Raw genomic sequence first — 13,239 nt, forward strand, 5'->3', positions numbered from 1 at the left:
GTCGAGGCTAGCGGTCGTCTCCGGGGCCGGCCGATCCCGGCTCTACCCGGATTCCGGCCGCCTCCAGATCAGCAACGGTGACCGTGCCCTCCCGGAGGATGACCGCCGGATCGACGGTCAGGTCGACCACCGTGGAGGGCATCCCGGTGCACCGGCCACCGTCCAGCACTAGCAGGTCCCCGCCCAGAGATGCGGCCGCCGATGCGGCATCGGCAGGTGTGGGGTCGCCCGACCGGTTGGCCGATGTGGTGGCGATCGGCCCGACGGACGTCGCGACGGCCTGCACCAGGGCATGGTCGGGACAACGCACCCCCACCGTGGCCTCGTCGGATCCCGGAACTGTCGGGAGCACCATGGTCAACGGGCCCGGCCATGCCACCTCAGCCAGCGCGATCGTACGCTCATCGACAACGGCCAGCGACCGGGCCTGATCCAGGTCGGCGACCAGCACTGCCACCCGTCGATCGGTCGGTCGACCCTTTCGCACGAATAGTTCCGCGACGGCCGAGGAATCATCGGCTAGGGCCGCCACGCCATAGACGGTCTCAGTGGGCAGCACCACCACCCCACCCGCCCGCAGACACGCCACCGCGGCGTCCACCGCCCCGGCCGGATCCGTCGATACATCCAGTATCACGGCGCGCTCAGCATCACTGCGTGTCCAGCATCACGGTCGGCGGGCCACCAGGGCCCGGTCCCGGTCCGCCAGGTCCCGATAGACGACCACGTCGACAAACCCGCTGGACCGGGCTAGGTCGGCCATTACACCGATCTGGTCGGGCGCCATCTCCAGGACCAGCGAGCCACCGGGAGCCAACCAGCCTGGAGCCCCCTCGATTAGGACTCGTACGTCGGCCGTTCCCTGATCGTCTGCGTACAGGGCGGCATCGGGTTCCCAATCGGCCACCTCCGACGGCAGCCCGTCGTCTCTGGCCACGTAAGGCGGATTGGATGCGATCACGTCGAACCGGCCCCACAGGTCAACAGGCAGGGCGTCGAACCACGAGCCCTCGGCCAGAGTCACCCGCTGGGCCGGACGTCCCAGCCCCACGCAGTTGGCTCGAGCCACGGCCAACGCATCGGACGAGGCATCGGTGCACCACACCCGGGCACCCACCCGTTCGACAGCCACCGATAGGCCAATTGCGCCCGAGCCGGTGCCCAGATCGGCAACCAGCACCGGTTCGGATGACAGGTCACGCCCCACGGCGAACCGGTCCACCTCGTCGAGTACCAGCCCGGCCACCACTTCGGTCTCGGGTCGGGGGATCAGCACCCGCTTGTCCACCATCAAGTCGAGCGTGCGAAACGGCCAACGCCCTAGAACGTATTGCAACGGCTCACCAGCCAGACGACGCTCCACCATGGCGTCGTGGTGGGCCATGCCCCGCACGGTGACCAACGCCTCCATCTCCGCTGGGGACATCGCTCGCGAAACGCCCAGGACACCGAAAGCCTCCTCGACAATCCATCGGGACTCCCGAACAGCCGATCCGGCATCATGGCCCGCCGCGAGCAACCGGCCCTCGGTCTCGGCCAACACCTCACGCCACGAGATGGTTCCCTCGTCAGGCGGCACCAGCCGGCCCGTCCTCGAGGCCGGCGGCCAACTGTCGGGTGCGTTCGTCGGCCAACAGCCCGTCGGTCACATCGTCCAGTTCGCCCGCCAAGATCCGATCCAGCTTGTGGAGGGTCAGGCCGATGCGGTGATCGGTGACCCGGTTCTCCTTGAAGTTGTACGTCCGGACCTTCTCGGACCGACCGCCACTGCCGATCTGACCCCGCCGGGCTTCGGACGCCTCCGACATCTGGCGCTCCTGCTCGATCTGGAGGAGCCGGGACCGAAGCACCCGCAAGGCCTTGGTCTTGTTCTGGAGCTGGCTCTTCTCATCCTGCATCGACACGACCAGCCCCGTCGGCTTGTGGGTTAGCCGGACCGCCGAGTCGGTGGTGTTGACCGACTGGCCGCCCGGGCCCGACGCCCGATACACGTCGACCTGCAGGTCGTTCTCGTCGAGCTCCACCTCTACCTCGTCGGCCTCCGGAAGCACGCTGACCGTGGCCGACGATGTGTGGATCCGCCCCTGGGATTCGGTCACCGGCACCCGCTGGACCCGGTGCACCCCGCCCTCGTACTTGAGACGGGTCCAGGCATCGTCACCCTTGACCAGGACCATCACCTCGCTGAAGCCGCCCATGTCGGACTCTCGAGCCTCCAATAGCTCGATCTTCCAGCCGTGGATGGTGGCGAAGGCCAAATACATCTCGTGGAGGTCGCGGGCGAACAGGTTGGCCTCCTCACCACCCTCAGCACCCCGAATCTCCAAGATGACCGGACGGCCGTCATTGGGATCCCGAGGTAGCAGGAGGGTCCGAAGCTCGCCCTCCAAGCGGTCGATCTCGCGTTCAAGCTCGGCAATCTCGACCCTGAGTTGGTCGCGGTCGTCTCCATCGGCCATGTCGGCCAGCTCGCGAGCCGTCTCGAGGTCGCCGTGGGCGATCGCCAACGGACGGCCCACGGCCAGCACCTCGTCGAGTTCCTTGAAACGCCGACCAGCAGCCTGCAGGCGGTCCGAGTCACTGATCACCTCAGGGTCGGCGAGTCGCGACTCCACCTCGGAGTACTCGGCTTCGAGGGCCTCGACCTGATCCAGCATCAGGTCAAGGCTAGCGAGGGGCCCCGAGCGGACCCCGGAGGCCGGCCTGTTGGTCAGGCATCCCAACTACAGGCCACACCTACCACCGTGGTCGGGACCCGGAGGCGGGCCATCACCCGCTTGACCGGGGTCATCACATCACGGGTTGGAAGGGCCACCACGACCCGATCGGGCACCTCGCGGAGCACCAGTTCGGCGGCCGCCGAAACAAGGTGGGGGTCGACCCCCACCGAACAGATAACCAGGACCCGGCCTCGGTCGGCGTCGCTACCCACCGCCGGGGCGGGTGCGGGGTCACGGAGGTTCAGACGCTCAATGGCCGGATCCACCGGCACCAAGTTGACGAGGTCTAGTAGTTCGGGGTGGGCACACAAGTCTCTCCGCATCCACCGTTCCCGAGCCAGGGTGGCCAATGGATGGGCACCGGCACCAGGTCGGCGCTGGGCTCGCACCAGGTCGGCCGCCGCGGCGAGGGCTTCGGCATCGGAACGTCCGGCACGCATCAGCACGCCGGCCTCCCGGTCAAACCGGCCCACGCCCACCTCGATCATCGGACGAGCATCGGAAAGGCCATCTGAACGGCCCCCCTCAAGCTCACCGGCCATCGGGTCGATCCCGTCAACCGCTCGCACGACCTCTAGGCCCAGCACCTCGCCACGCCACGTGCCGTGTTCCAGGATCGGCTCCACCCCGACGCCGCGGCAGAGATCGTCGAACTCGACCGCGAAGCCTTCGGGCGACCTGTCCGTTGTTGGATTGGGTTCATCAGCCGGCGCCACCGTGACCAGCAACCGGCCGTCGACGTGACGCACCTCTGGTGTCGGTTCCAGTGCGGCCACCCAACGGGCCGCCAGGGCGGCCTCGAAGGCATCGTCGAAACAGACGGTGAGCGGCGTGGCATCGCCATGGCGGCCGGCCCGTAGCAGCCCCACACCGAGCGCAGAGCCGGGCTCGTCCTCAGACGCAAGGGTCCAGAGCCGTGTGCCGTCGAAGAGGTGGTCGCCGTCAGGTTCCGGGACCGACGCCCCATCGGTCGCTTCAGCGACCAGGGCGCGCAACTTGGCCCCACGAAGGGCGGTGCGACGCTCGGGATCGAGGGCCACGGGTATCCGGTCAGGAGTGGGCCCGGTCCACTTCAGCCTGCTCGGCCGAAGCGAACCGTATGGGGCTCAGCCCTTGCGGCGCTGGCCGTACCGGCGCTCGAAGCGCTCGACGCGGCCGGCGGTGTCCACGATCTTCATCGTGCCGGTGAAGAACGGGTGGCTGGCCGACGAGATCTCAACCTTGACCAGCGGGTACTCCACGCCGTCGTCCAGGGTGATCACGTCGTCGGTCTCAACCGTCGAACGGATCACGAAGTTGGTGCCCTCGGAAAGGTCCTGAAAGACCACGGGGCGATAGTTCGGGTGGATGTCCTGCTTCATAACTCGTCCAGTCTGCGGTGCGGTCGGGGGTTCGGCAACCCGCGTGACGGGTCGCCTTTGGGTATCAGGTTCGGGTGTCGGATCCGGATACCCGTTCAGTCGCCCATGCTCGGTCCCTTGGCGATCTCGACCAGGAACTCTTCGTTGTTGTTGAAGGTCTTGAGTCGGTCGATGAGAAGTTCTAGACCGGCCGCCGCACCGCTGCCGTCGTTGGCCAGGCCGTTGAGCACCCGCCGCAGCTTCCACACCTGGTTCAGCTGCTGGCGTTCGAACAGGAGTTCTTCGTGCCGGGTCGACGAGGCGTCCACGTCAATGGCCGGATAGATCCGGCGTTCGGCAATCCGACGATCCAGACGGAGCTCCATATTGCCGGTGCCCTTGAACTCCTCGAAGATCACCTCGTCCATCTTGGAGCCCGTGTCGACCAGCGCCGTGGCCAGGACGGTCAGCGAACCGCCCTCCTCTAGGTTCCGAGCCGCACCGAAGAACCGCTTGGGCGGATAGAGCGCACCGCTGTCCACGCCACCGGACATGATCCGACCGGTAGCCGGGGCAGCCAGGTTGTAGGCCCTGGACAGTCGGGTGATCCCGTCCAAGACGATCACCACGTCGTCGCCGTACTCCACCATGCGCTTGGCCCGCTCGATGGTGACCTCGGCCAACTGGGTGTGCTCATCGCTGGGACGATCGAACGTGGATCCAACCACCTCGCCGCGCTGCAACCAGCGCTTCATATCGGTGACCTCCTCGGGACGCTCGTCGACCAGCAGGACGATGAGCTTCACCTCGGGATGGTTGGTCTCTATGGACCGCACGATCGACTTCATGATCGTGGTCTTTCCCGCCTTGGGGGGAGACACGATCATGCCGCGCTGGCCCTTGCCGATCGGCGAGAGCAGGTCGATGATGCGGGCCGTCATGTTGGTCGGATCGCCGTCGACCTCCATGCGGAGCTTCTCGTCGGGGAACAGCGGGGTGAGATCCTCGAACTTGGGTCGGCTCTTGGCCAACTCGGGATCTCGTCCGTTGACTTTGTCGATACGCAACAGAGCCGGGTTCTTCTCGCTGCGGTTGGCCGGTCGGGATGCACCGACCAGGTGGTCTCCCCGGCGCAGGCTGAACTGGCGGACCTGCTTGACCGAGATGTAGGCGTCTTTCTTGGACGGCTTGTAGCCGCCGGTCCGGAGGAAGCCGTAGCCCTCGTCACGGAGGTCAATGTGACCCTCGACCTCGACGGGCTCACCGTCCCAGACCTCTTCGGGGCCACTCGACTGGTCACGCTCGCGACCCCGGCGGCGGCGGCGGCGGTTACCCGGGTCGGCGGTGTCCCCTTGTCCGTCGCGGTTGTGACCACCCTGACGGTCACGATTCTGGCCACCCTGACGGTCGCGGTTATGACCACCCTGACGGTCACGATTCTGGCCACCCTGACCACGACCACCGTCACGATCCGACTTCTGGTCGCCAGAGCGGTCAGTGTCGGCTTCCGTGCTGGTTTCTGCGTTGGCTTCTGCGCTGGCATCCGAGTCGGCGGACTGATCACCATCGGTGCCAACTGCCTCCTCGGCCTCGGCAGCCACCTCCCACTCGGCCAGCGGCTCCTCCGCAGACTCCTCAGCAGGTGCCACAGGCTCGGTGGCAACGGTAGGAGGCCGTCCACCGTTGGAGGACGAACCGTTGCCTCCGCCGGACAGATCCAGGATCAGGTCGACGATCTCAGCCTTGCGGGCACGCGAACCGGGCTTGCCGCCCAGCGCAGTGGCGATCGTCGTCAGTTCGTCGCGGTCCTTGCTTTCCAGCGTTCCGCGTTCCAGTTGGGTGGAGTCCATGCTCACAACACCTGTTTCTCGAGGGCCGATGGCCCTTCGGTTTTTCGAGGGCCAGAAGCCCTGCGGGTCTTCCAAGGACCAGAGGCCCATCGGATGGATGCGAACCGGGTTCGGTTCCCATCGGAATCCACCGTCCACCACCGAAGATCGGGATGGAGGGTGTGTCGTGGACGGCATCTCCGGAACCTGTCCATCCCCCACGATTGGGGCCACGAAGTGGAGTCCATGAGGAGGAAACGAGGTTTCCGGAGAACACGTCGCCCGCCCGACGACCGTCCCACTCTACCGAATCGCCGCGAACGACAGCAACATGCCCCTGGTCGGAATCCCCGGATCCGTTACAGGGCAAGGAAATCAGCCGGCTAGGAGCCTTCCCATCAGGGTATGTCCGGGAACCGGAGACCGGTCGGCCACCCCGACCTCGGTGAACGTGCCACCCGGTCCGTCGACAGTCGAATCCACCAGCAGGTACGGCACGGGATCCGGGGTGTGGGTCCGGGTGGTCAACGGTGTGGCGTGGTCCGGGAGCATCAGCAGGCGCCACGGGCCCATGGCTTCCAACGCCGGAACCAGGTCGGCCAGGATCCGCCGGTCCCAGTGTTCGAGGGCTTCCACCTTGGCAGCCACGTCGCCAGCGTGACCGGCCTCGTCGGTGGCCTCCACGTGGATCACGAACAGGTCGAGACCTGCTTCCAACTCGGCGAGGGCGATGTCCCTCTTGCCCTCGTAGTCGGTGTCGTACCACCCGGTGGCGCCGGGGATGTCGCAGATCTTCATGCCGGAGAGCACGCCGATGCCACGTACCAGGTCGACCGCGGTGACCAGCCCGGCCTCGACGCCGTGGGTCTCGCGGAACGAGGGCACCTGCGGCTGGAAGCCCTGGCCCCAGAGCCATGTCTGGTCGGCCTCCATGTCGAAATGCTCCATCACCTCCCGGGAGGCCTCCATGACCTCGATGAGCCGTCCGGCCGCCGGGCCCTTGGGCAACACGATGGGATCACCGGAGAGATCGTGCGGGGGCGTGCAGTCGGCATCTATCCACTCCTTGGGAGCGATCATGGCGTTGCGGAACCCCACACCAGCCAGGAACTCGACCCCTTCGTAGCGCGGTGCGACCTCGTCCTGCAGGGCGGCCACTACTGCGGCACCCTCCGCGCTGGACGGGTTGGCGCCTGCGTAGTCGACCATCACGCCGTCGCGGACCACCACCAGATTGCACCGGAAGGCCGTCTGGTCGGGGCGCAGCGTACGGCCCATGGCTGCCACCTCGATGGGGGCCCGACCGGTGTGGAACTGGGCCGGATCGAATCCCATGATCGACATGTTGCCGACGTCGCTCCCCGGTGGCATCCCCTCGGGAATCACTGCGGCACGACCCACGACGGCCCGGGCAGCCAGAGTGTCCAGCATCGGCATGTGAGCGACCTCAAGCGGAGTACGCCCGTCGAGTTCGGGCACCGGCAGGTCGGCGCAACCGTCGGGAACACAGATGACGTACTTCATGACGGATACTTCACGCTGCTCTCCATGGAGGGATCATTCCAGACCATCGGTTCAGACTGGTCACCGCTTATGCGACCGCACGAAGTCCTCGATGACCGCCAGGTCGGCGGGCAGGGCCGTCAGGCGTTCGGGCCGATCGTGGAGGTCGGCCAGATGACCTGGTAAACCCGGCCGGAAGCCGGTGGCCGCCTCAACCGCATCGGGGAACTTGGCTGGGTGAGCCGTGGCCAGGGCCACCATGGGGATCGACGGATCACGGCGGCAGGCCCGGGCGGCCAGCACACCGACCGCCGTGTGCGGGTCGAGCACCAGTCCAGAGCGATCAGCCTCATCGGCAATGCAGGCCCGAACAGCGTCGTCATTGAAGCGGGCGCCGGCCCAACCGCTGGCTAGGGAGGCGTGCTGATCCGGATCCAGCCGAAAGGTACCGGTGGCCCGGAAGTCGTCCAGTTGGGCACCCACCGCGGCACCATCACGGCCGTTGATCTCGAACAACAGACGCTCGAGGTTGGACGACACCTGTATATCCATGCTGGGCGACGTGGTGGGCACCACCTCGGTGATGCCCATCGTCCCCTCGGTGAAGAACCGGGTCAGGACGTCGTTGGTATTGCTGCCAACCACCAGTTGGGGCACAGTCAAACCGGACAGACGGGCCACGTGCCCGGCGAAGACGTTGCCGAAATTCCCGGTAGGCACCGAGAAGGCCACCGGAGCTCGGCGTCCTCCGAGGCGCTCGGCGGCCACCACGTAGTAGACGACCTGAGCCATAACCCGGGCCCAGTTGATGGAGTTGACCGCCGAGAGGCGAACCTCGTCGCGGAAGGCCACGTCGGCGAACATGGCCTTGACCAGGTCCTGGCAATCGTCGAACGTGCCGTCCACGGCCACGTTGTGCACGTTGGCCGACTGCACGGTTGTCATCTGTCGGCGTTGGACGTCCGAGATCCGACCCGCCGGGTGGAGAATCACGATGTCGACTGCGTCGCGGTCCCGGCAGGCCTCGATGGCCGCCGAACCGGTGTCGCCCGAGGTAGCGCCCACGATGGTCACCCGTTCGCCGCGTCGGGAGAGTTCATGATCGAACAAGCGACCTACCAGCTGCAGGGCCACGTCCTTGAAGGCCAGCGTCGGCCCGTGGAACAACTCCAACAGGTGGATGCCGTCGGACAACTCGACCAGCGGCGTCACGTCCGGGACGTTGAAAGCCGCGTAGGCCTCGCTCACCATGGCGGCGAAGTCGTCCTCGTGGATAGATCCGGCAACGAACGGTGCCATCACCTCTACCGCCGTCTCGACGTAGTCGCCCTGTCCTCCGTCGGCTAGTAGAGGCCAAGACTCGGGCACGTACAGCCCACCGTCGTCGGCCAGGCCGGCCAGCAGGGTGTCGCCAAAGTCCAGAACGGGGGCCGATCCCCGGGTACTCACGTAACGCATGATGTCGTCCGGTGATCCGTGGGAGACGGCCGGTCAGCCGCCGATGACCCGCAGGACACTGCCTACGGCCCGGACGGCGTCCAACGAACGAAGATCGGTCAACGTGGCTCGTAGATCGCGTTCACGCGCTCCGTGGGTGATGAACACCAGGCGGGCTTCGTCACCCAGGCCTTCCTGTTCCATGGAGCGGATCGACACGCCGTGTTCGCCGAACACGGCGGCCACCGCGGCCAACACGCCGGGACGGTCGTCGACCTCGAGGTTGAGGTAGTAGGCAGACGTGACGTCGTCGATCGGGGCGATGAGCGCGCGTTCGAGCACGCCGATGCCCGGGGCGCTCCCCCGCCGCAAGTTGGCCGCCGCGTCGATCAGGTCACCCAGCACGGCCGACGCGGTGGGCCGACCACCGGCGCCCCGGCCGTAGAGCATGAGGTCACCGGCTGCCCCGCCCTCGATGAACACGGCGTTGAAGCTGCCGTTCACCGAGGCCAGCGGATGGTCCAGCGGAACCAGCGTGGGATGCACCCGCACGCCCACCTGTGGTTGGCCGTCGTCGGCCATTGTCTGCTCGGCCACGGCCAACAGCTTGATGCAGTGCTTCAGATTGGCGGCAAACTCGATGTCGGCCACCGAGATGTCCGAGATGCCCTCGTGGTAGACGTCGCCGGCCACCACCCGGGCCCCGAAGGCAACGGTGGCCATGATGGCCGCCTTGGCCCCGGCGTCGTAGCCCTCGACATCGGCCGTCGGGTCACGCTCGGCGTACCCCAGGCTCTGGGCCTCAGCTAACGCGTCGGCGTAGCTGGCTCCGTCGTCGGTCATCCGCGACAGGATGAAGTTGGTCGTGCCGTTCACGATGCCCATGACCCGTTCGATGGGCTCACCGGCCAACGACTCGCGCAGCGGTCGCATGATCGGGATGGCCCCCGCCACCGCCGCCTCGAACAGCAGATCGACGCCGTTGTCGGCCGCCAGGGCGTACAACTCGGCGCCGTGATTAGCCAGGAGTTCCTTGTTGGCGGTCACCACCGGTTTGCCCGCGGACAGGGCGGCCATCACCAGTTCCCGGGCCGGCTCGATGCCACCCATGACCTCGACGACCACGTCGACCTCGGGATCGGCGACCACCGACGCTGCATCGGTGGTGAAGGCTCCGTCGTCAACCGGCACGTCCCGGTCGATGGCCGTGTTGCGGACAGCAATCCGCGTCACCTCGAGATCGAGGCTATGACGGCGAGCCACCTCGGCACGCCGGTCGGCCACCAGTGAAGCGAGGGCTGCGCCCACGTGGCCGCAGCCGAGCAGGCCAATGCGGACGTGGTCCCGGGATCCCAAAGAAACATCGTTCATGGCCACGACGGTACCGGGCACAACGGGCCCGTCAGGACCCGGATTCGACGGCTTCATCCCCAAGCCCCGGGGCCGGGGCATCACGGGCCACCAGATCGTCGAACGTCTCGCGCCGGACGACCTCACGGGCCTCGCCGCCGGCAACGAACACCACGGCGGGACGCAGGACGTGGTTGTAGTTGGAGCCCATGGAGTGGCCGTAGGCGCCGGTGACCGGCGTGGCCAGCACGTCGCCCACCATCAGATCCTCGGGCACCCAGCCCTCGCGCACCAGAAGGTCACCCGACTCGCAGTGCTTGCCCACCACTCGAACGGCTCGGGGACGCTCGGCGGCGGCGGCGCGGGGCAGCATGGTCTCGTAGCCCGAGCCGTAGAGGACCGGGCGGGGGTTGTCACTCATTCCGCCGTCAACGGCAACATATGTGCGGATGCCGGGAAGGTCCTTGACGGTGCCCACCCGGTAGAGGGTGACCGCCGCAGCGGCCACGATGGCCCGCCCCGGTTCGGCCGAAACGTGGGCTGTCACGCCTGCCGCGTCGCACACGGCACGGATGCCGGCGGCCCATTCGGTCAGCGTGGGTGCCGACTCCCCTTCCACGTAGGGGACACCGAGGCCGCCACCCACCGAGAGCTCCGGCAGGCCGAACGGCGCGGCGAAGTCGGTCAGCACCTCGACGGCCCGGGCGAAAGCCCCGACCTCGAAGACCTGGCTGCCGATGTGGGCGTGCAGTCCGACCAGTTCTACCGATTCGGCCGTGACGGCCCGCTCCACGGCCGCCAGGGCCAGGCCGCTGGACACGGTGAAGCCGAACTTGGAATCGTCCTGACCGGTGGTCACAAACTCGTGGGTGTGGGCCTCCACGCCGGGTGTGACGCGTAGCAGTACCCGGGGTCGGGCGCCGGTGGCGACCGCAAGGGCATCGAGGCGGTCCAGTTCGTCGAACGAGTCGACGACGATGCGACCCACCCCCTCCTCGACCGCCATGGCCAGCTCACGGTCACTCTTGTTGTTGCCATGCATTACGAGACGTTCGCCGGGCACCCCTGCGTGGCGGGCGACGAAGAGTTCGCCACCTGTGGCCACGTCGAGGTGCATGCCCTCCTCGTAGGCCAAGCGGGCCATGGCCCCACAAAGGAAAGCCTTGGCGGCGTAGGCCACACCATCGCCGAATGCGACCACGGCCTCGCGACAGCGGGCCCGCAAGTGGTCCTCGTCGTAGACGAACAGAGGCGTGCCGAACTGGTCGGCCAGGTCCACGAGGTCGCAGCCGCCGATGGACAGCCTCCCGTCATCGGCAACGTCCGCCGTGTCGGGCAGGAGGTGGGCGGAGATGGGACCGGCCATGATCAGACCCGTTCCCCTACGCGTTGCTCGTCGCGCCACATCTCGGTGGGGGCACCCACGCCCAGCAGGTCTAGCGCCACAGCCAGGCCGATCCGAGCGCCCTCGGCCAGCCACAGACGGGCCACGGTAAGCGTCAGATCGATGCCATCACCAAGCACCCGACAGTCGTGGTAGAAGCCGTGGAATGATGACGACAGGTCTCGCACCCAGGTAGTGACCTGGTGGGGCGCCCGCTCACGACGGGCCCGTGCCACCACGTCGGGAAGCTCATGGAGGGAGCGGAGCACCTCGAGTTCGCGGGGGTGGACCAGCAGCGTCAGGTCGGCTTCGTCCAGTGACCCGCGGTCGATTCCCGCGCCGGTGGCCCGCTGCATGATCTGGTGGATCCGGGCGTGCGCGTACTGCACGTAGAAGACCGGATTTTCATTGACCTGGCGGGACACCAGGTCCATGTCGAAGGTCTGGCTCGAGTCGACCGACAACAGGAGGTAGGTGAAGCGAGCCGCGTCAGCTCCCACCTCCTCGACCACCTCGGCCAACTCGACCATCTCACCGGTGCGCTTGGACAGGCGGACCTCTCGACCGTCGCGCTGCAGGTTGACAAGCTGCGTGATGGCGATCTCCAACTCGGCGGGATCATGACCGAGGAGCGCCATGGCCGCATGCATTCGTGCCACGTAACCGTGGTGGTCCGCACCAAACACGTTTACCAGGCGGTCGGCTCGACCGAACTTGTCCCGGTGGTATGCCACGTCCGGCATCAGGTAGGTGGGCTCACCATCACTCTTGATGAGTACCCGATCCTTGTCATCTCCATGCTCGGTGCTGCGCAGCCACACCGCTCCGCCATCTTCAAACACCGCGCCAGCGGCCCGCAGGTCCGAGAGGGTGGCGTCGATGGCCCCCGAGGCGATCATCGAGCGTTCGCTGAACCACGAATCGAAGTGAATAGACAGGGATTCGAGCACGTCCTGATGGGCGGCCAGCGCCCGGGCGTAACCCCACTCCATCGGGTCCGCAGCATCGCCGGATTCGGCGTGCATCTCGGCCGCCCAGTCGATGATGTACTGCCCGTGGTAACCATCCTCGGGCACGTCATGACCAGCCGCACGGGCCGCCAACGATGCGGCGAAGTTCTGCATCTGCAGCCCACGGTCGTTGATGTAGAACTCGCGCACCACCTCGTACCCGCACCGTTCGTAGAGGCGGGCCACCGAATCCCCGTAGCAGGCGCCCCGGCCATGGCCTGCGTGCAGGGGCCCGGTCGGGTTGGCGCTCACGAACTCGACAATCACCCGGGTGCCGTCACCCTCGTCGACCCGGGCCCAACCGTCGGTCCCGGCGGTGACCACATCGGCCAAGACGTCGTGCAGCCACGAATCGGCAAGGTGAAAGTTAACGAAACCCGGACCGGCCACTTCGACGCCCACCACATGGTTCGGCGGCGAGGCCTCCAGGCGTTCCGCCAGTTGGGCACCCAACTCACGGGGGTTGCGGCCAACAGCCTTAGCTGAGGCGAGCGCCACGTTGGTCGACCACTCGCCATGGTCCGGATTGGCCGGACGCTCCAACTGGACGACCCTCGGCACAGGGTCGACGCCCAAGTCGCCCAGCGCGGCGCGTACCGCATCGATGATGGTGTCGCGCACGTCCATGGGGTCTGTCCTGATCAGGATCGGGGCGGCCCCGGTCGG

General features: G+C 67.0%; 11 protein-coding genes. All 11 read right to left on the reverse strand.

What is annotated here, in order from left to right:
- Positions 1-7: 7 nt before the first annotated feature.
- Positions 8-637: an L-threonylcarbamoyladenylate synthase gene (locus QF777_05585; protein ID MDP6911020.1), complete on the reverse strand. Its 630-nt coding sequence runs from the start codon at positions 635-637 to the stop codon at positions 8-10.
- 30 nt (positions 638-667) lie between these two features.
- Positions 668-1,579: a peptide chain release factor N(5)-glutamine methyltransferase gene (gene prmC, locus QF777_05590; protein MDP6911021.1), complete on the reverse strand. Its 912-nt coding sequence runs from the start codon at positions 1,577-1,579 to the stop codon at positions 668-670.
- The gene (gene prfA / locus QF777_05595) at positions 1,569-2,657 is read right to left on the reverse strand and encodes a peptide chain release factor 1 (GenBank protein ID MDP6911022.1); all 1,089 of its coding nucleotides are present in this window, start codon (positions 2,655-2,657) and stop codon (positions 1,569-1,571) included. Before prfA ends, prmC begins: the two co-directional genes overlap by 11 nt.
- Before the next feature lie 53 nt (positions 2,658-2,710).
- The gene (locus QF777_05600; protein ID MDP6911023.1) at positions 2,711-3,760 is read right to left on the reverse strand and encodes a hypothetical protein; all 1,050 of its coding nucleotides are present in this window, start codon (positions 3,758-3,760) and stop codon (positions 2,711-2,713) included.
- A 66-nt stretch (positions 3,761-3,826) separates the two neighbouring features.
- Positions 3,827-4,081 carry a type B 50S ribosomal protein L31 gene (locus QF777_05605; GenBank protein MDP6911024.1) on the reverse strand — a complete coding sequence of 85 codons (255 nt, stop codon included), beginning with the start codon at positions 4,079-4,081 and terminating at the stop codon, positions 3,827-3,829.
- 95 nt (positions 4,082-4,176) lie between these two features.
- The gene (gene rho, locus QF777_05610; protein ID MDP6911025.1) at positions 4,177-5,910 is read right to left on the reverse strand and encodes a transcription termination factor Rho; all 1,734 of its coding nucleotides are present in this window, start codon (positions 5,908-5,910) and stop codon (positions 4,177-4,179) included.
- Between the two features lie 354 nt (positions 5,911-6,264).
- A complete protein-coding gene (gene apgM, locus QF777_05615) occupies positions 6,265-7,413 on the reverse strand; it encodes a 2,3-bisphosphoglycerate-independent phosphoglycerate mutase (GenBank protein MDP6911026.1) in 1,149 nt (382 codons plus the stop codon).
- A 60-nt stretch (positions 7,414-7,473) separates the two neighbouring features.
- On the reverse strand, positions 7,474-8,850 hold the full coding sequence (thrC, locus tag QF777_05620) for a threonine synthase (GenBank protein MDP6911027.1): 1,377 nt from the start codon (positions 8,848-8,850) through the stop codon (positions 7,474-7,476).
- Positions 8,851-8,883: 33 nt separating this feature from the next.
- Complete coding sequence (locus QF777_05625) at positions 8,884-10,200, reverse strand: homoserine dehydrogenase (protein MDP6911028.1); 1,317 nt, start codon at positions 10,198-10,200, stop codon at positions 8,884-8,886.
- A 31-nt stretch (positions 10,201-10,231) separates the two neighbouring features.
- Entirely contained in the window at positions 10,232-11,545 is a 1,314-nt protein-coding gene (gene lysA, locus QF777_05630; GenBank protein MDP6911029.1) for a diaminopimelate decarboxylase, read from the reverse strand.
- A 2-nt stretch (positions 11,546-11,547) separates the two neighbouring features.
- Positions 11,548-13,200, reverse strand: a complete 1,653-nt coding sequence (argS, locus tag QF777_05635) for an arginine--tRNA ligase (GenBank protein MDP6911030.1) — start codon at positions 13,198-13,200, stop codon at positions 11,548-11,550.
- Positions 13,201-13,239: the final 39 nt, after the last annotated feature.

Source organism: Acidimicrobiales bacterium (genome assembly GCA_030747595.1).
GTDB lineage: Bacteria > Actinomycetota > Acidimicrobiia > Acidimicrobiales > MedAcidi-G1 > UBA9410.